This window comes from Kitasatospora sp. NPDC028961, from assembly GCF_055564815.1.
Window position 1 is genome coordinate 660,915 of the sequence record NZ_JBVHVO010000001.1, and the last position, 21,001, is coordinate 681,915.

At 72.9% G+C, this 21,001-nt stretch carries 19 protein-coding genes; 15 read left to right on the forward strand and 4 right to left on the reverse strand.

Going from position 1 to position 21,001, the window contains the following annotated elements:
• Positions 1-261: 261 nt before the first annotated feature.
• The gene (locus tag ACZ4UX_RS02930; protein ID WP_352286205.1) at positions 262-1,506 is read right to left on the reverse strand and encodes a helix-turn-helix domain-containing protein; all 1,245 of its coding nucleotides are present in this window, start codon (positions 1,504-1,506) and stop codon (positions 262-264) included.
• 111 nt (positions 1,507-1,617) lie between these two features.
• The gene (locus tag ACZ4UX_RS02935) at positions 1,618-1,791 is read right to left on the reverse strand and encodes a hypothetical protein (protein ID WP_329488283.1); all 174 of its coding nucleotides are present in this window, start codon (positions 1,789-1,791) and stop codon (positions 1,618-1,620) included.
• Between the two features lie 193 nt (positions 1,792-1,984).
• Between ACZ4UX_RS02935 and ACZ4UX_RS02940 the strand changes: the two genes are divergently transcribed.
• The 4 genes from ACZ4UX_RS02940 to yczR all read left to right on the forward strand — a co-directional run bounded on the left by ACZ4UX_RS02940 (position 1,985) and on the right by yczR (position 5,983).
• Positions 1,985-2,962 carry a ParB/RepB/Spo0J family partition protein gene (locus ACZ4UX_RS02940; protein WP_329488282.1) on the forward strand — a complete coding sequence of 326 codons (978 nt, stop codon included), beginning with the start codon at positions 1,985-1,987 and terminating at the stop codon, positions 2,960-2,962.
• Between the two features lie 210 nt (positions 2,963-3,172).
• Positions 3,173-4,168 carry an NAD(P)/FAD-dependent oxidoreductase gene (locus ACZ4UX_RS02945; protein ID WP_465705174.1) on the forward strand — a complete coding sequence of 332 codons (996 nt, stop codon included), beginning with the start codon at positions 3,173-3,175 and terminating at the stop codon, positions 4,166-4,168.
• 61 nt (positions 4,169-4,229) lie between these two features.
• Positions 4,230-4,550: a hypothetical protein gene (locus tag ACZ4UX_RS02950; protein ID WP_329488280.1), complete on the forward strand. Its 321-nt coding sequence runs from the start codon at positions 4,230-4,232 to the stop codon at positions 4,548-4,550.
• Positions 4,547-5,983 carry a MocR-like transcription factor YczR gene (gene yczR, locus ACZ4UX_RS02955; protein ID WP_352286211.1) on the forward strand — a complete coding sequence of 479 codons (1,437 nt, stop codon included), beginning with the start codon at positions 4,547-4,549 and terminating at the stop codon, positions 5,981-5,983. The genes ACZ4UX_RS02950 and yczR overlap by 4 nt, the downstream gene beginning before the upstream one ends.
• A 16-nt stretch (positions 5,984-5,999) precedes the next feature.
• Here yczR and ACZ4UX_RS02960 read toward each other — a convergent pair whose 3' ends face one another.
• Entirely contained in the window at positions 6,000-7,277 is a 1,278-nt protein-coding gene (locus ACZ4UX_RS02960; RefSeq protein ID WP_359805103.1) for an MFS transporter, read from the reverse strand.
• Positions 7,278-7,364: 87 nt separating this feature from the next.
• Here ACZ4UX_RS02960 and ACZ4UX_RS02965 point away from each other — a divergent pair, with 87 nt between their 5' ends.
• The 9 genes from ACZ4UX_RS02965 to ACZ4UX_RS03005 all read left to right on the forward strand — a co-directional run bounded on the left by ACZ4UX_RS02965 (position 7,365) and on the right by ACZ4UX_RS03005 (position 17,957).
• Positions 7,365-8,342: an ArsR/SmtB family transcription factor gene (locus tag ACZ4UX_RS02965; protein WP_352286215.1), complete on the forward strand. Its 978-nt coding sequence runs from the start codon at positions 7,365-7,367 to the stop codon at positions 8,340-8,342.
• A gap of 53 nt (positions 8,343-8,395) precedes the next feature.
• The gene (locus ACZ4UX_RS02970; protein ID WP_352286217.1) at positions 8,396-9,682 is read left to right on the forward strand and encodes an MFS transporter; all 1,287 of its coding nucleotides are present in this window, start codon (positions 8,396-8,398) and stop codon (positions 9,680-9,682) included.
• Between the two features lie 357 nt (positions 9,683-10,039).
• The gene (locus ACZ4UX_RS02975; RefSeq protein WP_352286218.1) at positions 10,040-10,741 is read left to right on the forward strand and encodes a hypothetical protein; all 702 of its coding nucleotides are present in this window, start codon (positions 10,040-10,042) and stop codon (positions 10,739-10,741) included.
• Positions 10,742-10,830: 89 nt separating this feature from the next.
• Positions 10,831-12,087 carry an ATP-grasp domain-containing protein gene (locus tag ACZ4UX_RS02980; protein ID WP_465705178.1) on the forward strand — a complete coding sequence of 419 codons (1,257 nt, stop codon included), beginning with the start codon at positions 10,831-10,833 and terminating at the stop codon, positions 12,085-12,087.
• Complete coding sequence (locus tag ACZ4UX_RS02985) at positions 12,080-13,321, forward strand: ATP-grasp domain-containing protein (RefSeq protein ID WP_465705180.1); 1,242 nt, start codon at positions 12,080-12,082, stop codon at positions 13,319-13,321. Before ACZ4UX_RS02980 ends, ACZ4UX_RS02985 begins: the two co-directional genes overlap by 8 nt.
• Complete coding sequence (locus ACZ4UX_RS02990) at positions 13,318-14,058, forward strand: GNAT family N-acetyltransferase (protein WP_359805098.1); 741 nt, start codon at positions 13,318-13,320, stop codon at positions 14,056-14,058. Before ACZ4UX_RS02985 ends, ACZ4UX_RS02990 begins: the two co-directional genes overlap by 4 nt.
• A 143-nt stretch (positions 14,059-14,201) precedes the next feature.
• The gene (locus ACZ4UX_RS02995) at positions 14,202-15,542 is read left to right on the forward strand and encodes a hypothetical protein (protein ID WP_465705182.1); all 1,341 of its coding nucleotides are present in this window, start codon (positions 14,202-14,204) and stop codon (positions 15,540-15,542) included.
• A 66-nt stretch (positions 15,543-15,608) separates the two neighbouring features.
• Positions 15,609-16,829, forward strand: a complete 1,221-nt coding sequence (locus ACZ4UX_RS03000; protein ID WP_465705184.1) for an ATP-grasp domain-containing protein — start codon at positions 15,609-15,611, stop codon at positions 16,827-16,829.
• A 183-nt stretch (positions 16,830-17,012) separates the two neighbouring features.
• Complete coding sequence (locus ACZ4UX_RS03005; RefSeq protein WP_465705186.1) at positions 17,013-17,957, forward strand: EamA family transporter; 945 nt, start codon at positions 17,013-17,015, stop codon at positions 17,955-17,957.
• 82 nt (positions 17,958-18,039) lie between these two features.
• On the opposite strand, the gene ACZ4UX_RS03010 is transcribed toward ACZ4UX_RS03005, so the two are convergent.
• Positions 18,040-18,669 (reverse strand): hypothetical protein, encoded by a 630-nt coding sequence (locus tag ACZ4UX_RS03010; protein WP_380383597.1) that lies wholly within the window; start codon positions 18,667-18,669, stop codon positions 18,040-18,042.
• A 290-nt stretch (positions 18,670-18,959) separates the two neighbouring features.
• Between ACZ4UX_RS03010 and hemL the strand changes: the two genes are divergently transcribed.
• On the forward strand, positions 18,960-20,291 hold the full coding sequence (hemL, locus tag ACZ4UX_RS03015) for a glutamate-1-semialdehyde 2,1-aminomutase (protein WP_465705188.1): 1,332 nt from the start codon (positions 18,960-18,962) through the stop codon (positions 20,289-20,291).
• A gap of 62 nt (positions 20,292-20,353) precedes the next feature.
• Positions 20,354-21,001 (forward strand): histidine phosphatase family protein, encoded by a 648-nt coding sequence (locus ACZ4UX_RS03020; RefSeq protein WP_465705411.1) that lies wholly within the window; start codon positions 20,354-20,356, stop codon positions 20,999-21,001.

The window sequence follows — 21,001 nt, forward strand, 5'->3', positions numbered from 1 at the left end:
CGAGGGCAGTGTGAGGGCGGTACAACGGGGGCAGCACGAGACGACCGGCGGCGAGGAACGGCGACGGCGGAGGAGGCGGGGGTGCTGCGCGGGTGGCGGCCGGCGGGGTCGGCACGGGGGCCACCGAGGGGGCGCGGTGCGCGAGTGCTGAGCCGGGTTCTCCGGCCGCCGGCACATCGCGTCGCGACGTTCGAGCGGGGTCCGTACTCCACCGGTGGGTCGGATCGTGACCGACGGTGACCGGAAGGCGGACCGGTCGGCTCAGGCGGGGCGTTCGGCCTGGGCCAACGTGACGGCGAGGGAGCGCCAGACCTCGGAGGCGAGGTCGATGTTGGCCGCTTCCTGGGCCTGTTGGGCGAGTTGTTCGAGTTCCCGGATGGCGGCGTCGCGCTCACCGTTCAGGATGCGCAGCTGGTTGCGCAGCATGAGGTGCCGGACGCGGTCCCGAAAGGACAGGTGCTCGGGGTGGTCGCCGAGCCGTTCGCAGAGCTCCCGGGCGGCCGGGTGGTCGTCCTGGTGGAAGGCCAGGTGGGCCCGGAGGGTGAGGAACTCCTGCTGGTGGACCGGCAGGTTCAGCAGCTCGACGGCCGGGGCGGCCTCGCGGAGCCGGCGTTCGGCCTGGTCGGTGCGGCGCGGGTCCATCCGCAGGTAGAGCGAGGCGGCGGCGAGTCTCAGCCGCATCCAGAGCACGAGCTCCTCGTTGCCGGCGCCCAGCAGGTCCATGGCCTGCTCCAGCAGGGCGGCGGCCTCGGCGTGCCGGCCCTGGCGGATCCGGATGCTGCCGGCCGTCCAGAACGTCTCGGCGCGCAGGGTGACCGGGAGTTCGTCGACGAGCCGGAGCACCTGGTCGGTGTGGTCCAGGGCCTCGACCAGCCGGCCGGTCTCGGCCTCGACGGAGATCAGGACGAGCAGGGTGCGGGTCAGGTCGCTGCGGGAGAGCTGGTGCTCGGTGGCGAGCGCGTAGGCCTCGGTGGCCATCCGGTGGGCGGCGGGGACGTCGCCGGTGGTCCTCTGACATCGGGCGAGCTGGACCCTGGCTCTGACCTGTAGGTGCGGGTGTTCGATCTGGTCGCTCAGCTCGGTGAGCGACTGCAGGGTGCGCTGCTGGTCCTGGCGGGCGCCGCTCTTGCGCTGGTTCTCGGCCAGCATCCAGAGGGACTGCCAGCGCAGCGCGGGGTGGGTCGGGACGCCCTGCTGCACGGTGTCCAGCAGCATCCGGGTGGCGTCCTCGGCGTCGCTCCCGGAGACCACCATGGCGAGCGTCTCGGCGGTGCGGTCGGTCGGTTCGGCCTGGAACGACGAGAGCGGCAGGTCCAGCTTGTCGCAGAGGTAGGCCACCGCGCGGTCGGTCGGCGGGCGGCTGCCCGACTCCAGACGGGAGAGGTAGGCGGCGGACATGCCGGGCCCTGTCAGCTGGGCCTGCGAGATGCCTCGGTTCTGCCGGATCGTCCGTAGCCGGATGCCGAAGTAGGGCTGTGGCAGGGTTTGGAGGGACGTCTGGAGCATGGCGACGACACTGCCACAGCGCCACCGTCATTTGTCAAGCCCGCACCGGGGCCCCGGCAATTCTGTCAACCGGGGCCCGCGCGCAGTGGAATCAGGGCTGGTCGGAGCGGCTCACGGCCACTCGATGTCGCCCTCCTTGCCGTCCGGTACGACGATCGTGATGTCCTTTCCGGCCGTGGTGGCGGAGCCCGAGTGGGCCGTCAGGGCATGGATGCTCTGGGCGGCGCCGAATGCGAGGACCACCGCCAGTCCGGTGAGCGCGAGCGTGCGGCGGAGTGTGTTCATCGTGCTTTCCCTAGGGTTGTTCAGCAGTGAATCCTGGCGGCGGTACGGGCCGGCTTCCCCCCGATCACTCCGCAGCGGCAACGTAGCCCACCTGGGGTTATTTGACAAGCATCTGCCAAAGAGATTGACAAACTTGGCAAGCGATCGAAGGGTGCTGTCTTATGAGGCTGTAGCGGAGAAGGGGGTGGTGGCAGTGACGGGGGCTGTCACGTCCGAGGTCAACAGCGTGCCGATCGCGGAGTTGAGGCCGGCCGACTCGCCGCGGCTCGCGGGCGAGGACAGCGGACATGTCGAGACGCTTGCCCAGAGCGGGACGGCCTTCGACCCGATCCTGGTGCACCGGGCCACCCGGCGGGTGGTCGACGGCATGCACCGGTTGCGCGCCGCCGCCATGCGCGGCGAGCGCCAGATCAGGGTGCGGTACCTGGACGGGCCGGAGGAGGAGATCTTCATCCGCTCGGTGGAGGCCAATGTGGCGCACGGCCTCCCGCTGACCCTGGGGGACCGCCGGGCGGCGGCCACCCGGATCCTCGCCTCCCACCCGGGCTGGTCGGACCGGGCGATCGCCCGCACCACCGGGCTGTCGCCGAAGACCGTGGGGGCGATCCGGCGCCGGTCGAGCGAGGAAAATCCTCAGTCGAGCGCCCGGGTCGGCCAGGACGGGCGGATCCGTCCGGTGGATCCGGTCGAGGGGCGCCGGGCCGCGGTCGCGCTGCTGACCGAGCGGCCCGAGGCGACCCTGCGGGAGATCTCGCAGGCCGTCGGCATCTCGTCCAGCACCGCGCACGAGGTGCGCCGGCTGCTGCGGCAGGGCGAGGACCCGCTCCGGCTGGCCGGCCGGGTCCCGCGGCAGGACCGCCGCGCCCTCCCGGCCCGGACCGCCCAGCGGTCCCGGACCCCGGAGCCGGCCGACCGGTCGGGCATCCTGGAGCGGCTCGCCAAGGACCCGTCGCTGCGGTTCACCGAATCCGGCCGGCTGCTGCTGCGCTGGCTGGGCACCCACGACTTCGACGCGCGGACCGGTCAGGAGCTGATCGCCGCCGTGCCGCCGCACTGCGCCGCCGCCGTGGCCGACCTGGCGAGCAGCTTCGCGCGCGAGTGGAGCCGCTTCGCCGAGGAGCTCGCCCAGCGCGCCGACGTCCCGGACGATGGCCGACCCAAGGCTTCTTGACGCTCAATCAGGGGCGTTGCGAGGATCGACGCGCTGCTGCCGTGAGTGCGACGAGAGCCACCGGCGTGGTGGCTCTCCGCGCGTCCGTCCCGCCTTCTCCCGTGCCCGGCGCCCGCAGCGCGTCGGCGCCGCCGGCCCCGGATCCCGGGCCGGCGCCCTGGCCGGCCGGACCGCGACCATCCCTGCTTCCGAACACCAAAGGAGACGGCCGTGGCGCCAGCCACCGAGTCCACTGTCGACATCGCCATCGTCGGAGCCGGCCCCGCGGGCCTGTACGGCGCCTACTACGCCGGCTTCCGCGGCCTGAGCAGCGCGGTCATCGACGCGCTGGAGCAGCCGGGCGGCCAGGTCGCCGCGCTGTACCCCGAGAAGCGGCTGTACGACGTGGCCGGCCATGTCGCGGTCAAGGGGCGGGAGCTGGTCGACAACCTGCTGGAGCAGGCGGCGACCTTCGACCCCCGCTACCTGCTCGGGCAGACCGCCACCACCCTCACGCCGAACGGCACCGGGTGGGAGATCACCACCGACGCGGGCAGCCGGGTCCTCGCCGGGGCGGTGGTGATCTCGGCCGGCATCGGCCGCGTGGTGCCCCGCACCCTGCCGTGCTCGCTGCCCTTCGAGGGCCGGGGCGTCGCCTACCACGTGCCCCGGCTGGAGGAGCACCGCGACCGTGACGTGGTGATCGTCGGCGGCGGCGACAGCGCGGTGGACTGGGCGCTGGCACTGGCCCCGATCGCCCGGTCGGTCACCGTCGTCCACCGGCGCGGCAGCTTCCGGGCCCACGAGCACAGCGTGAAGCAGCTGTACGCCGCCCCGGTCCGGGTCGTCACCGACGCCCAGGTCACCGCCTGCCACGGCGCGGACCGGCTGGAGGGCGTCACCGTCCGGGGGGCCGAGGGCGAACTGGAGCTGCCCGCCCAGGCGCTGGTCGCCGCGCTCGGCTTCTCCTCCCAGCTGGGCCCGATCGCCGACTGGGGCCTGAAGCTGGAGAACCGCCAGATCCTGGTCGACCCGGCGATGCGGACCAGCCTGCCGCAGGTCTACGCGGTCGGTGACGGCTGCACCTACGAGGGCCGGGTCCCGCTGATCTCGGTCGGGTTCGGCGAGGCCGCCACCGCCGTGAACCACGCGGCCGTGGCGCTGCGCCCCGGCGCCCAGCTGGCCCCGGAGCACTCCTCCGACTTCCCGCAGTCCGGTCCGGCCTGAGCCGACGACCGCCCCGACGCGCCCCGGCGCGTGCCGCCACACCGATGAGAGGAAGCCAATGATGACGACACCTCAGATTGATTCGGGCCAGTTCAGCGACGTGATCCCCGGAGTGGTCGACGGGACGGTCACGGCCACGCTCGACGCGGAGGGCAACGTCTCCCTCCACGTCCTGGTCGGCCGGCACGGCCGGAACTCCGAGCGGTGCGACCGCATCGAGTTCATCCTCACCGAGGAGAACGCCCGGCAGCTGGGCGAGATGCTGACCAACGCCACCGCCGCCCGGACCGGTCCGGTGCCCTGCTCGGTGGGCGTCCGGCTGAACTCCCCCTTCAGCGGGACCGAAGCGGACCTCGCCTCCGCCGGTCCGTCGGCGCGTTGAGCTACGCGCTGACGGCCTCCCAGGTCGTGCGGATGCTCGGCGAGTGGAGAGCGGCCGGTCCGGCCTACGCGGACCTCGCGGAGGCCTTCCAGGTGCTGATCTCCGACGGCCGGCTGCCGGCCGGCGCCCGGCTCCCGGCCGAGCGGACCTTCGCCGTCCAGTGCGGGCTCAGCCGCAACACCGTCACCGCCGCGTACCGGATCCTGCGTGAGCGGGGCTTCCTGGCGAGCGACCGCGGGGCGGGCTCGTTCGTCCGGCTGCCGGAGCCCGGCCGGCGGACGCGGGCCCCGTACTCGCTGGCGGCCCGCAGCGCCGGGTCGATCGACCTGGCGGTGGCCTCGCTGCCCGCGCCGGAGGCCGTCCTCGGCACCGCGACCCGGCTGGCCGCCGGTGACCTCGGCCGCTACTCCCACCTGCTCGGCTACGACGTGGCGGGGGTGGCCGACCTGCGCCGGACGATCGCCGAGGACTTCACCCGCCGGGGTGCGCCCACCGACCCCGGCCAGATCCTGGTGACGGCCGGCGCCGACCACGCGCTCGGCCTGCTCATCCGCCTGCTGTCGCGCCCGGGCGAGGCGGTGATGACCGACAGCCCGACGTACCCCAACGTGCTCGACCTGACCAGGGCGCTGGGCCGCCGGCTGCTGACCGTGGGCCTCGGCGCCGACGGCTGGAACACCGACGTCTGGAAGTCCGCGCTGCGCCAGGAGGCGCCGCGGCTGGCCTACCTGATGCCGGACTTCCACAACCCGACCGGCCTGGTGATGCCGGACTCCGCGCGGTCCGCGATCGTCGACGCCTCGCGCCGCTCCGGGACGTACCTGGTGGTGGACGAGGCGCTGCGCGAACTCGCGCTCGACGGCGGCGAGCTTCCGCCGCCGATGGCCGCCTGGTCGACGCCCGATCACGTCATCACCATCGGCACCATGAGCAAGACCTGCTGGGCCGGCCTGCGGGTCGGCTGGATCCGCGCCTCCAAGTCGGTGATCGCCCGGCTGATCGGGCTGCGCAACCTCGTCGACACCGGCAACTCGCTGCTCACCCAGCTCATCGCGCTGCGGGTGCTGGAGGCCGGCGCCGGCCTGCTGCGGGAGCGGCGGGAGCTGCTGCTGGAGCGCCGCCGGGTGCTGGTCGACCTGCTGGCGCGGGACTTCCCCGACTGGCGGTTCACGCTGCCGCACGGCGGGCTCTCGCTCTGGGTGGACCTCGGCGCCAGGCTGGGCTCGCCGCTGGCGCAGGCGGCGGGCCGGCGCGGGCTGGAGATCCTCTCCGGCGGCCGGTTCGGCGTGGACGGCACGCTGGAGAGCCACATCCGGATCCCCTTCGTCGCCGACGAGCGGACGCTGGTCGCGGGCTGCGAGCGCCTCGCGGAGGCCTGGCGGGAGGTCCAGCTGACCGGCCGGGGGAGCCGGCGGACGCAGGCGGCGGCCTGATGCCGGCGGGCCGGCGTCACGGGGCCAGCGCCAGCGGCGCCCCGCCCGCCGGCGCGGGTGCGACCGGCAGTTCGCGCATCCGCCGCAGCGGCGAGAGGAGGACCGGCAGGACGGCGAAGAGCTCGCCGATCACGCCGACCCACATCGCCTGGCGGACGCCGATGCTCTGGCCCAGCACCCCGCCGATCAGCGCGCCCAGCGGCATCGCCCCCCAGACCAGGAAGCGCACCGTCGCGGTCATCCGGCCCAGCAGCGGCTTCGGGCAGAGCTGCTGGCGGAACGCCACCCCGGTGATCTTGAAGGTCATGAAGACCACCCAGCCCAGCGCCTGGAGCGCCAGGGCGACCGCGAACCGCCAGTCGGCCTGGTACATCGGCAGCGCCAGCAGCCAGAGCACGGCGCTGGTGATCATCGCCGCGCACATCGCCGGCCCCTGGCCGAACCTGGTCACGATCCGCACCGTGACCAGGCTCCCGATCAGGCCGCCGACGGCCTCCGCGGTGAACACCAGGCCGCACAGGAACGGCGACAGGTGGAGCTCGCCGGCCAGCAGCACCAGCAGCATCGAGGCGCCGATGGTGCCGCACATGTTGGAGATCGCCGCGGTCAGCGTGATCGAGCGCAGCAGCCGGTCGCCGAAGACGAACCGCAGCCCCTCGCCGATCTCGGCCCGCAGACTGGCGTCCGGGTGGATCTCGGGCCGCTCCTCGGGCCGCTTGATCCGGCCCACGAAGAGCGCCGAGAGGACGAAGCTCACCGCGTCGACCACGATCGCGACCGGTGCGGTCAGCGCGCCGACCAGCACCCCGCCCGCGCCCGGGCCGCCGACCTGGATGGTGCTGCGGCTGGCCTCGATCTTGACGTTGGCCTCCACCAACTGGTCGTCCTCCACCAGGTGCGGCAGGTAGCTGCCGTGCGCCGCGTCGAAGAACGCGGTGCAGACCGACATCCCGAAGGCCACCCCGTACAGCTGGAGGAGCGTCAGGCAGTCCAGCCAGGAGGCGATCGGGACGGAGGCGAGCAGGGCGGCCCGGCCGAGGTCGCCGACGACCATCACCCGGCGCCGGCGCACCCGGTCCACCCAGGCGCCGGCCGGCAGGCCGATGAGCAGGAAGGCCAGGTACTCGAAGGTCACCAGCAGGCCCGCCTGGAAGGGCGTGGCCTTCAGCGTGCCGATCGCGACGAGTGGCAGGGCGATGAGCGTGACGGCGGTGCCCGCCTGGCTCACCGAGTCGGCCGCCCAGAACCGACGGAAGTCGGTATGGCGGAGGAGACTGGTGCGAGGCGGCGTCATGGCGGCCAACACCACCACCCTGGAGCCGGAACGGCCATTGTTTTAGTCTGGGCGAAAACCTCGCAGGGGCGGGCGGAGGACGAGGCCATGGGTGAACTGCGGTTCGGCGTGCACGACATCGTCAACATCAGGTTCGCGATCTCGCCGCTCTGGGAGACGGTCGCCAGCCTCCGGGCGGTCGCCGACCCGGGCCGGCACGTGGTCCATCTGCCGTGGATCAGAAGGGCGCTGGCGCTGCGGCAGGACCGCTCGCTGGTCGTCCGCACGGCGGCGCTCTCCGCCCTGCTGCCGAGGCGCGACCACGGGCCGGCCTTCCTGACCCCGTCGCCGCGCTGCCCGCTGGCCGAGATCGAGGAGGAGCTGGCGATCATGCTGGCCACCCCCGCGGAGGAGGTCCGGGCCGGCCTTGACCCGGCCTGCCCGGGCCGGCCCACCCCGCCGTTCGAGCGGCTGCTGGCCGAGGACCCGGAGCGGGCCCTGCCCGAGCTGGCCGAGGCCGTGCACGCCTGGTGGCTGGCGGCGGTGAAGCCGCACTGGCCGCGGATCCGCGCCGTCCTGGAGGCGGACATCGCCCACCGCACCCGCCAGCTCGCCGAGGACGGCATCCAGCAGGTGCTGGGCGGCCTCCACCCGAGCCTGCACTGGGTCGGCGACCGCCTGGTCTCGCCGGACCTCCCGGCCGCCGGGCTCGACCTCGGCGGCGCGGGCATCACCCTCACCCCCAGCGCCTTCGCGGGCCGCTGCCACCTGCTGACCGCCCGTCGGGCCACCCCGCCCGGCGCGGTCTACCCCTCCCGGGCGCTCGGGGTGCTCTGGGAGCGCCGGGAGAGCGCCGGCGACGGTCTGGCCCGGCTGCTCGGCCGCAGCCGGGCCCAGCTGCTGGCCTGCACCGCCTCGCCGGCCACCACCACCCAGCTGGCCGCCCGTACCGGGCTCAGCCTGGGCGCGGTCTCCCAGCACCTCGCGGTGCTGCGCGACGCCGGACTGGTCACCAGCCACCGGTACCGGCGCGAGGTGAATTACACGGTCAGTGACCTGGGGACGGCCCTCTTGCAGCAGGCGTAGTTCCGGGCGGTATCGCGTTGACAGACCGACCGGCCGCGCAGCATGCTCCTCTGGTGTCCCAATCGAGCCCGGCGCCCAAAAAGAGCCTGATTTCCCACCACGATTTCCGGCAACTCTGGGCCGGCCAGTCCATCAGCCAGATCGGCTCGGCGGTCACGCTGCTGGCCCTGCCGTACCTGGCGATCAAAGAGCTGGACGCCACGCCTTTCCAGGTGACACTGCTCACGATGTTCCAGTACCTCGCATTCCTGCTGCTCGGCCTTCCGGCCGGCGCCTGGGTCGACCGAATGCGGCACCGCCGGGTGATGATCGTGGGCGATGTGGGCCGCGCGATTCTGCTCGGCTCCATTCCGGTCGCCCACGCCTTCGACGCGCTCACGCTGACGCAGCTCTACGCCGTCACGTTCGGCACCTCGGTGCTCACCCTCTTCTTCGACGTGGCCTACCAGAGCGTGCTGCCGTCGCTGGTGGCCGACGAGCAGCTGGTCGAGGGGAACGCCAAGCTCGAAGCGACCCGCAAGGTGGCCGAGGTCGGCGGGCCCGGGCTGGCCGGCGCGGTCATCAACGTGCTCAGCGCGCCGCTGGCGATCGCGATCAACTCGGTCAGCTTCCTGGGCTCCGCGTTCTTCCTGACCAGGATCCGCCGGCCCGAGCGGCGCGCCGAGCCCCGCCCGGACAGCAACCTGCGCAAGGAGATGGGCGAGGGCCTGCGCTTCGTGCTCGGCCACCCGATCCTGCGGCCGATCGCCGCCACCGCGACGATCTCCAACCTGTGGGGCACCATCGGCATCTCGCTGCTGGTCGTCCTGCTGGCGGACACCCTGCACCTGTCGGCGCTGCTGGTCGGCCTGGTGTTCAGCGCCGCGGCGGCGGGCGGCATCGCCGGCGCGGTCCTGGCGGAGCGGGTGGTCGCCCGGCTGGGCCAGGGGCCGGCCATCTGGATCTGCATGGTGGCCAGCACGGTCTGCTGGTTCCTCGCCCTCCCGCTGTACCAGGACGACTGGCGGCTCGCCCTCGGCATCGTGCTGCACGGCCTGGGCTGGATCCCGTTCATCATCTACAACGTCACCCAGGTCAGCTTCCGGCAGCGGGTGACGCCCAAGCACCTGATGGCCCGGATGAACGCCACGATCCGCTTCATGGTCTGGGGCGTGGTGCCGATCGGCGCCCTGCTGGCCGGTGTGCTGGCCGAGAAGTACGGAGTCCGGGCGGCGATGTGGGTGGGCGTGGTCGGCGAGCTCTTCGCCGTCCTGCCGGTGGTGGTCTCGCCGCTGCGCTCGATGCGGGAGCTCCCGACGGCGCCGGAGGACGAGCCCGCGGCGGCCCCCGCCACCGTCTGACCTCCGCTTTCCCCGCATTCCCCGACCGGATGATCTCCGGCCGGGCCGCGGCGGCCCCGCGCCATTCGCGCACGGTTTCTCCGGACGCCGCCCGATTTCTCCCGCGGGTGGTTTCTCCGGACCCCCAGTAATTTCCCGGCCGGTGGCCGGCTCGATCCGTCGAGCCGGCCACCGGCCTTTTCGCGTCCTGGCACCCGACGGGGCCATGGTGCCAAGCATGGTGAATTGGCACTGTCCGACCACCGCGCCGGTTGCTAGCGTCCTTATCGACGGGGAATGCGCCATTGAGCCGCACATTCGGAGCAGTATGTGGCGTCTCCCTGGCATGGCAGCGCATTGGTACTAGGAGGAAAACAAGTGGCAGCGGAAACCCTGGACCGCGAGAAGCTCGAAAACCTCGCGGCCGAGCTGATCGAGAAGCAGTTCCAGCGCGTCCCCAAGATGCGCGAGCTGCACGCCGGCGAGTGGACGGACCGGGACTTCTACATCCGTCACATCACCGAGACCGTGCTTCGCATCCGGCTGAACAACGAGGTCGACACCTACGCCCTCTTCAAGGTCGGTTCGAAGGACGACACCCTCGCCGCCCACCTCGCCAAGTACCTGGCGGAGGAGTTCGGCCACGAGAGCATGTTCACCCGTGACCTCTTCAAGTTCGGCCTCACCCAGGAGGACATCGACGCCACCGATGTCTTCCCGTCGACCAAGAAGCTGATGGGCTACCTGCGTCTTGAGGCCGACTCGCGCGGCCCGGCGCCCACGACGGTCTGGGACTGGCTGGTCGAGTGGTACTCCGACCGCTACAACCCGATCATCACGAACAAGGCCGCCGAGGACTTCGGCCGCGAGTTCGTCGCGGGCACCGCGACCCACATCGAGTTCGACGAGTCGCACGACCACGACGAGCTGATGTTCCGCACGGTCGCCCGCGCGGTCGAGGTGTTCGGCACCCCGAAGCAGGCGTACCAGGACCTCACGACCTTCGTGGAGCTCATCGGCGACTACTTCGCCGAGCTCTACGAGCTGACCGTGGGCAGCAAGCAGCCCGCCGGGGTCTGAGTGAGAACGGCACGGGCGCGGCCTCCCGCCGCGCCCGTGCCGGCCGCCCCTGATCATGTCGCGCACCCGTCCGTGAGGGTTGAACACTGATGTCTGAACAACTGCCCGCCTCGCGCGGGCGCGTCCTGATCGTCGAGCCGAGTTCGTCAGGGGTCGCCCTGCTCGCGGAGGCGCACGCGCTCGGTTTCGAGACCGTCGTGGCGTCGGCGGACGTCGACGACCGGCGCCTCCCGGACGCGGCCCGCACCCACGTCGACCGCCTGGTCGTGGTGGACACCAACGACGAGCAGGCGCTGGCCGAGGTCGCCGCCGGGCTCCACGCCGAGCGCCCGCTGGCGGGCATCGTGCCGGGCTTCGAGTTCTACGTGGACACCGTGGCGCGGCTGGCGCCGGCCCTGGGCCTGCCCGGTCTGCGGGCCGACACCGCGCGCGGGCTGCGCAACAAGGCCACCATGCGCCGCCTGGTCGAGGCGGCCGGGCTGCGGGTGCCCCGGCACGCCGAGGCCACCGACGAGCGGGAGCTCCTCGCCGCCGCGGCCCACGTCGGCTACCCGGCGGTCCTCAAGCCCACCGAGTCCGCAGGCAGCATCCACGTCAGCCGCGTCGACTCGCCCGAGCAGCTCCTCGCCGCCTTCCGCAGCCTGCGCGCCGACCACCGCACCGACCTCGGCCGGGTGCTGGACGGCCCGGTGCTGCTGGAGGAGTACCTGGACGGACCCGAGGTCAGCGTCGAGGGGTACGTCGAGAACGGCCGCGCCGTCGTCCTGGCGGTCACCACCAAGATGCTCGGCCCGGAGCCCTACTTCGTGGAGCTCGGCCAGATCATGCCGCACCCGGCGGCCCCGGAGGCCCGGGCGGCCATCGACGCGTACGTCGCCGGCGTCTGCGAGGCGCTCGGCGTCACCCGGGGACCGTTCCACTGCGAGCTGCGGCTGCCGGCGGGGGAGCCGGTCCTGATCGAGCTCGGCGCTCGGCTGGCCGGCCACCGCATCCCGAACCTGGTGGAGGCCGTCACCGGGATCTCCCAGGTGCGGATCATGCTCGCCGGCTACACCGGTCTGACCGCCGAGGAGGTGGGCGCCGAGTCGGCGCCGACCGCCAAGTACGTGGGCATCGCCTGCTTCACCGCCCACGGGCTGACGCGGTACCAGCACATCGAGGGGCTGGACGAGTTGCGCGACCACCCGGACACCCTGGAGGTGAAGCTCTACGTCCGGCCGGGGGAGCCGATCCCGCCGGCCGAGGACTTCCGCTGCTTCCTCGGCCATGTGGTCTACAAGGCCGAGTCGTACGAGGACGCCGCGACGCGCTGGCACGCCGTCCGGGACGAGGTGCGCTTTGTCTAGTCGAGAGATCCCCCAGTACCTGGTCGTCAACCGGTTCGACGACGAGTTCGGCGAGTACCACCGGTTCGTCGAGCCGGGCAGCTGCCGGCTGGCGTACATCACGCTGCCGTGCGGCCTGCCGATCCTGGACGAGGAGAGCGCCCTCGACCTCGTCGTGGTCGACGACCTGGAGATCGGGACGCTGCTGCCGATCGCCCGCCGCCTCGCCGAGCTGCACGGCGGCTTCGACGCGATCGTGGGCCCCTCGGAGTACGACGTGCTCTCCACCGCGCAGCTGCGGGAGGAGCTCGGAGTCCCGGGCTGGCGGCCGGAGTTCGTGACGGCCTTCCGCGACAAGGCCCGGATGAAGGACCTCGTCGGCGGCGCGGGCCTGCGGGTGCCGCGGTTCTGCCGGCTGGACGCGGGCAGCACCGCCGCCGGGATCGCCGCCGAGGTCGGGCTGCCGCTGATCCTCAAGCCCCGGGCCGGCTGGTCGGCGCGCGGTGTGGTGCTGGTCCGCGACGAGGCCGAGCTGGCCGCGCTGCTGGTCGAGCAGGGCGCGGAGCTCGAAGGCTTCGAGTGCGAGGAGTACGTCGAGGGCGCGATCCTGCACGTGGACGGGATCCGCCGGGACGGCAAGTTCCACTTCGTCAGCGCGTCGGAGTACATCAACACCTGCCTGGACTTCCTGACCGGCACGCCGCTCGGGTCGGTCCTGCTCGACCCCGGCGCCCGGCTGGACCGGGTCACCGAGTTCACCGGCGGCTGCCTGGACGCGTTGGACCTCGTCGACGGCCCCTTCCACCTGGAGCTCTTCGACACGGCCGGGGGGGAGCTGGTCTTCCTGGAGGTCGGTCTGCGCCCGGGCGGCGCGGAGGTGCCCTTCGTGCACCGCGACCTGTTCGGCATCGACCTGTTCGCCGAGGCGTTCCGGGCCACCATCGGCCTGCCGCCCGCGGTGCCGGCCGAGGCGCTGCCCGACGGGGTGGCCGGCGGCTGGGTCAGCATCCCCGAACCGCGGCCGTACCCCAGCACGGTGGTGTCCCGCAGCTCGCTGCTGGGCACCGTCGACGAGGTGTACGCGGAGGTCGTCCCCGACGTCGGCACCGTCTTCGACGGCAGCGGCGGGTACGAGCACATCGGCGGCCGGTTCCGGCTGCGCGGCACCGACCACGCCGCCGTGCGGCGCGCGGCGCTCGCCGTGATGGACCGCTACCGGCTGGTGGTCGAGCACGAGGGGCCGGACGCCCGATGACCTCTGCTCTCACCAGTCCGGTCGGGATCCTGATCGCCCGGGGCGGGCCGGACATCGACGAGGTGAAGATCCGCCGGGCCGGCCCCGCGCACCTGGCGGCGGTCCGCGAGCTGACCGGGGCGGCGGGCGCCGCCCTGCCGGTCCGGCCGGAGGCGTTCCACGCCGAGCGGATCGAGGAGTTCTGCCTGATCGAACAGCTCGGCACGGTGATCGCCTGCGTCGGCGTCCACCGCACCGACGAGGGCGCCGAGCTGTACGACCTGGCGGTGGCGCCGGACCGGCGGGGCATCGGCCTCGGCCGGCTCCTGGTCGCCGCCGTGCTGCTGATGCTCAGCGGCGAGCCGGTGGCGGAGGTCCGGGTGGAGCCGGGGGAGGCCCGGGAGTGGTTCACCGGGCTCGGCTTCACCGAGCTGTCGCCGACCGTGCTGCGCCGGGACACCGCCGGCGGCTACGACGCGCTGGAGACCCTGGGCCGGATCGCCGACCTCCAGATCGAGTTCCAGCGCTCGGGCCGGACGCTGCGCTGGGAGCCGTCCTCCACCGCGCTGCTGATGTTCGCGCAGCGCGGCGGGCTGAAGCCCGAGTCGCTCTGCTGGGCCGGGGTCTGCGGGACGTGCGCCGTCCGGATCAAGCGCGGCACCGTCAGCTACAACACCGACCCGGGCGTCGACCCCGAGGACGACGAGGTGCTGCTCTGCATCACCCGGCCGGTCACCGACCTGGTGCTCGACCTCTGAGCGGACCGTGACCGGCACGGGGGCCGGTACGGGGGTGGCCGCCGACAGGGGCGCCGGCACCGGGGGTGCCGGCGCCCGTGGGCGGCCGTGCGGGACGCGAGTACGGAAGCGAGTACGGAGAACGTGATGACGGAGAACAGACGATGACCAACCGCGTGACCGAGGCGTACAACGCCGCCTGCAAGATCCCGGGCAACGGCCTGGTCGACGTCATGCGGACGCTGGCGGCGAACCCGGCGATCCCGACCTGGAAGCGCCCCTACCCGCCGCGGCCCAACTTCGTCGAGGAGCGCGAGATCCGCGCGTTCGCCGACGACCTGATGGCCCTGCTGGGCATGCTCACCACGCTGCCCGACCGGCTCTTCGACGGCGACCTGGACCGCTTCCTCGACGCCGTCGGCGTGCACGGCGCCCGCGCCGAGCTGATGCGCCGCCACGCGCACCAGACCCCGGTGGTCTTCGGCCGCGCCGACGTCTACCACGACGGCGACGCGTTCAAGCTGCTGGAGTTCGGCATCGGCAGCGACCTCGGCGGCTGGGACTGGGCCGGCGAGGTGCCGCGCGGCCTGCTGGAGATCGACGCCTTCGCGGCCTTCGCGAAGGAGCACGGCCTCGGTTACGTGCACACCGGCCGCGAGACGGTGCGCACCATCAAGGAGGCCGCCAAGGCCGTCGCGGGCGACCGCGAGCCGGTCGTCGCGATCATCGAGGGCCCGGGCGGCCTGGACACCTTCGGCGCGGCCACCTGGTACAACGTGCACCGCGTGATGCGCGGCCTCGGCCTGGACCTCCACCTCGGCGAGCTCGACGACCTCCAGGTGAAGGACGGCCGGCTGGTGCTGGACGGCCACGTCATCGACGTGGTGTGGCGCGCCTTCGACACCGACCAGCTGCTGGAGGACCCGGCGTTCGTCGAGCTGGCGGAGCCGGTCTTCCGGGCCCACGAGGCGGGCACGGTGCTGCTCTGGCACACCCTGCAGAGCAACCTCTTCGGCGAGAAGGGCTGCATGGCGCTGCTCTCCGACCCGCACTACGCGAGCGGCTTCACGGCCGCCGAGCGGCAGGTCATCGACCGTGCGCTGCCCTGGACGAGGTCCCTCCAGCGCGCCGAGGACCTGCTGGTCCCCGGCCGGCTGGACGACCTGATGGCCCGCCGCGACTCCCTGATCCTCAAGCCCAACAACCTCTTCGGCGGGCACGGCGTCGTCGCCGGCTGGGAGACGGCCGAGGACGCCTGGCGCACGGCCCTCACCGAGGGCGCGGCCGCGGGCTGCGTGGTGCAGGAGCGGGTCGTCCCGCGCACCGAGTCCATGGTCGACCCGGCCACCGGCGAGGAGCGGCCCTGGCAGACCCTCTGGGGCGTCTTCTACCAGCCGGACGGCTACGCCGGTGCCCAGGCCCGGGTCGTCCCGGCCGGTTCCACCGAGGTCATCGGGCACCGCTCCATCGACCAGGTCCACACCGGCTCGGTGCTGACGTACTGAGCCGTCCGCGCCGAACCGCCGTACAGAATCAGGATGGGTGAAGTGAGAACGTCGGAAGACCACGGAATGTCACACGTCATCGTGATGAACCGTTGGAAGGACACCTACGCCGACTACGCGGCCTACCTCGACCACACGCGGTGTGCCGTCACGTACATCACCAGCCCGCTCGGGCGCGGGGCCGTCCCCGAGGGCGCGGCCGAGGTCGTGACCCTGGACGACATCCAGGACCTCGCGCAGCTGCGGGCCGCCGTCCTCGGCCTCGCCGAGCGCCACGGCACGCCGGACCGCCTCATCACGCTGAAGGAGGAGGACCTGGAGAACGCCTCGGTCGTCCGGGCCGAGCTCGGGCTCCCGGGGATGCGGCTCGACGAGGTCCTCGCGTTCCGCGACAAGGTGATCATGGGCGAGCGGATCGCCGCCGCCGGCCTGCCGATCCCGGCCTTCGCCGCGGTCTCCGCGGCCGAGGACATCACCGCCTTCGCCGCCGAGCACGGCTGGGACCTCGTGGTGAAGCCGCGCGACGGCAGCGGCAGCGCCGGCGTCGTGGTGGTCTCCGGCCCGGAGGACCTCGACCGGATCGAGTTCGGCCGCTGGAAGCTCATGGCGCAGGTGCGCAACCCGCACCCGATCTGCCACGTCGACGGCGTGTTCGACGGCGAGCGGCTGCTGGTCTGGCGCGGCTCCCGCTACGTCAACACCTGCCTGGACTTCGCCCAGGGCACCTTCTACGGCTCGATCGAGGAGGCCGATCCGGAGCTGCACCGGATCATCGGCGAGGCCACCGAGCGGTACATGCGCGCCCTCACCGACCGGGCCACCCCGTTCCACCTGGAACTGTTCCTGGAGGAGACCGCGACCGGGGCCACCTGCTCCTTCCTGGAGACCGGTGCCCGGGTCGGCGGCGCGGAGACGCCGTTCCTCTGGCGCGAGGTGCACGGGTACGACCTGATGAAGGCGGCGTTCCACCTCCAGCTCGGAGTGCCGCTGGAGGAGGGCCCCGACTGGGACACCCAGGACGTCGCCGGCTTCCTGGTGGTGCCGGCGCCCGCGCCCCGGCCGTGCCGCTTCACCCACATCACCTCGATGGTCGGGCGGACGCCGGGTCCGTACGCCGAGTCGCTGGCCAAGGTGGGCGACGTCCTGCCGGTCGCGCACGGCTACGAGCACGTCGGCGGCCGCTTCCGGTTCCGCGGCGCCACCGCCGAGGACGTCCTGGAGTCGATCACCGAGACCTTCAAGGGCTACACCGTCTCGGCGGAGACCGTGGAAGCCGCCGCGGTGTGACGCCGGCTCGGGAGCCCGGTGTCCCGGATCTCCGGCCGCCGCGGCCCGTACATCTCGCGACGGCCTGTCAGGAGGCCCGCGACGTGCGTACGGTGACCGTGGCGGACGGCCGTGGGCCACCCCCCACGGCCGGATCCGAGACCCGAGACCTGCGCCGAGTACCCGCGGAAGGACCACCACCTCATGCCCCCAGCGACCACCACGACGGGCCGTGCTCGGAAGGCACTTCCGGGCACCTACGGCGCCGCCGCCCTCGCCGTCGGCGCGATGATCTGCGTCCAGTCCGGTGCCGCAGTGTCGACCTGGATGTTCCCGACGGCGGGACCGCTCGGCACCGCCTCGCTGCGGCTCGCCTTCGCGGCCGCGATCATGCTGATCTGGGCCAGGCCCCGGCTGCGCGGGCGCAGCCGGCAGGACCTCCTGCTCGCCGCCGCGCTCGGCGCGGTCAGCGCGCTGATGACGATCTCCTACTTCGTGGCCATCTCCCGGATCCCGCTCGGGGTCTCCAGCGCGCTGGAGTTCCTCGGGCCGCTCGCCGTCGCCGTGGCCGGCCTGCGCCGGCGGGTCGACGTGATCTGGCCGCTGCTGGCGGTCTGCGGCGTGCTGGCGCTGACCCAGCCGTGGAACGGCTCGGTCGACCTCGTGGGGCTCGCCTTCGGGGCCCTGTCCGGGGCGGCGCTCGGCGGCTACGTGATCTTCACCCAGCGCGTCGGCGACCGGTTCTCCGGCGTCGACGGGGTGGCCATCTCGCTGTCGGTGGCGGCCCTGTGCGCCGCGCCCTTCGGGCTGGTGCAGGCCGTGCCGGTGCTCACCCCCGGCATCGTGGCCGGGGCGGCCGGGGCCGCGGTGCTGCTGCCGGTCCTGCCGTACGTCCTGGAGATGCTGGCGCTGCGCAAGCTCACCACGGCCGCGTTCGGGACGCTGCTGAGCTTCGAGCCGGGCTTCGCCACGCTGATCGGCTTCGTGCTGCTGCACCAGACCATGAGCCTGCTCCAGCTCGCCGGCGTCGTCTGCGTGGTCGCGGCCAGCCTCGGCGCCGTGCGCCGCGGCGAGCGCACCCCGGAGGCGCCCGCCGGCCCCGGATCCGACGCGGCCGTCCCCGCGCCGGAGAAGGCCGCCACCGGCTGACCGGCCGGTAACCCGCCGCCCGCACGCGCGTCCGCCCCGGAGCACCCGCCCCGGGGCGGACGCGCGTGCGGGCGGCGGGAGGTTACGGCCAGACCAGGCAGTACAGCTGGTGCCCGGCGTCGTGCAGCCGGTTCGCGAAGTCCTGCCACTCGTGCAGCATGCTGTAGATCACGAAGGCGTCCCGGGGGCCGCGGCGGTCGGGCACGGTGGACCAGATGAACGCGGCGGCGCCGAGTTCGGTCTCGTCGGCCTTGCGCAGCGGTTCGACGACGTTCTGCGGGAGCTGCACCACCGCGTAGTCGGGGTGCAGCACGACCAGCTCCAGCGGCGGCACCTGGTGCAGCGGCACGCCCTGGATGCCGGTGAGGACCATGGCGCTCATGGTCTCCGGCTTGATCTTGGTGGAGAGGTGCCCGTTGGGCGAGCCGCTGGTCTCCATCAGGTCGCCGAGCCGCCCCAGCGAGCCGAGTTCGCCCGCGTCCAGGCCGAGCCCTCCGGGGCCGAGCGCGGTGGGGACTCTGGCGGCGGTGGCGCGGTCGGGTGCGCCGAAGTACTTGTACGTCACCCCCACGCGTCCCTCACCCCGCCTCTCGCCACCGCGACCGCCACGCCCCGTACCCGCTCCCGTACCCCCGCGTGCGGCCTCGGCGGGGCGGCGGGGGCCACCCGCGGCCTCGTCGTAGCCGTCCTGCGCCTCGGACACTCGGACCATCCTCACCGGAATTCGCCGGAATCGACAGACCCCCGCACGTCCGGCGTCCCACCGGTCGTGCTCCTTACCCGTCATGCGCCGCCGTACCCAGTCATGGCACGCGGCAGTCCTCTTCACACCCCTGAAACACCGGAGCTTGCGCACACCCGGAGTACACAGTCTGACTGGTCCGTGCAGCCGGGGTCGCCAGGACCCCCGTTGTACGGATAACCGTACAGACTTCGTCACCCGGATCATCGTTCCAGATGATGAGGTCCGACATGCAGAGGTGAAGGACACGATTTGAGACCATGTCTCCCGTGAGCTACCCCTACGAAGCCCCCCAGTCCCAGTCGCTCTTCGACCGCGCCTCGGTCGTCACGCCCGGCGGCGTGAACTCCCCGGTGCGCGCCTTCCGCGCGGTCGGCGGTACGCCGCGCTTCATGGTGTCCGGCAGCGGCCCCTACCTCACCGACGCGGACGGCCGCGAGTACGTCGACCTGGTGTGCTCGTGGGGCCCGATGATCCTCGGCCACGCGCACCCCGCGGTGATCGACGCCGTGCAGCGGGCCGTCGCGCACGGCACCTCCTTCGGCACGCCCGGCCAGGGCGAGGTCGAGCTGGCGGAGGAGATCGTCGCCCGGATCGCCCCGGTCGAGCAGGTCCGGCTGGTCTCCTCGGGCACCGAGGCGACCATGTCCGCGATCCGGCTGGCCCGCGGCTTCACCGGCCGGGCCAAGATCGTGAAGTTCGCCGGCTGCTACCACGGTCACGTGGACGCGCTGCTGGCCGCCGCCGGGTCCGGCGTCGCGACCTTCGGCCTGCCGGACACCCCGGGCGTCACCGGCGCCCAGGCCGGCGACACCATCGTGCTGCCGTACAACGACCTGGCCGCGGTCGAGCAGGCCTTCCGGGCGCACCCGGGCGAGATCGCCTGCGTGATCACCGAGGCCTCGCCCGGCAACATGGGCGTCGTCCCGCCGCTGCCCGGCTTCAACGGCGGCCTGGCCCGGCTCTGCCGGGAGAACGGCGCGCTGTTCATCTCGGACGAGGTGATGACGGGCTTCCGCGTCTCCAAGGCGGGCTGGTACGGCCTGGAGGCGGCGCACGAGGGCTGGGCGCCGGACCTCCTCACCTTCGGCAAGGTGATGGGCGGCGGCTTCCCGGCGGCGGCCTTCGGCGGCCGCGCGGACGTCATGGGCCACCTGGCCCCCGCCGGCCCGGTCTACCAGGCCGGTACCCTCTCCGGGAACCCGATCGCCACCGCGGCGGGCCTGGCCCAGCTGCGCGGCTGCACCGACGAGGTGTACGCCACGGTGGACCGGGTGGCCGCCGAGCTGTCGGCGATGGTCTCCGGCGCGCTGGCCAAGGAGGGCGTGGCGCACCGGCTGCAGACCGCCGGGAACATGTTCTCGGTGTTCTTCACCGTGGCCGCGGTGACCAACTACGACGAGGCGAGGACCCAGGAGGCGTTCCGCTTCAACGCCTTCTTCCACGCGATGCTCGCCGAGGGCGTCTACCTGCCGCCGTCCGCCTTCGAGTCCTGGTTCGTCTCGGCGTCCCACGACGAGCGGGCGATCGAGCGGATCGCCGCCGCACTGCCGGCCGCCGCCCGCGCGGCCGCCGAGGCCCAGCCCGCGTAGCCGCGGCCGACCACCAGGAGTACTGAGAAGTGAGCACCAACGACACCACCGTCGTCCACCTGATGCGACACGGCGAGGTGCACAACCCGGAGGGCGTCCTGTACGGCCGCCTGCCCGGCTACCGGCTGTCCGAGCTGGGCCGGCAGATGGCCGACCGGGTCGCCGAGGACCTGGCCAGCCGGGACATCACCCACGTGGTGGCGTCCCCGCTGGAGCGGGCGCAGGAGACCGCCGAGCCGATTGCCAAGTCGCACGGCCTGGACCTCGCGGTCGACGAGCGGCTGATCGAGGCCGACAACATCTTCCAGGGCAAGACCTTCGGGGTCGGCGACGGTTCGCTGAGGAACCCGGGCTACTGGAAGTACCTGACCAACCCGTTCAAGCCGTCCTGGGGCGAGCCGTACCTGGAGCAGGCGGTGCGGATGATGGGCGCGCTGGCCGCCGCCCGGGACGCCGCGCGCGGCCACGAGGCGGTCTGCGTCAGCCACCAGTTGCCGATCTGGATCGTGCGTTCCTTCGTGGAGCGCCGCCGGCTCTGGCACGACCCGCGCAACCGCCAGTGCTCGCTGGCCTCGCTGACCAGCTTCACCTACGAGGGCGACCGGATCGTGTCGGTCGGCTACCGCGAGCCGGCCCGCGACCTGCTGCCCGCGCACCTGGTGGGCAAGGGCGGGAAGAGCAAGCCGGTGGGTAAGAGCTTCGGCGCCTGA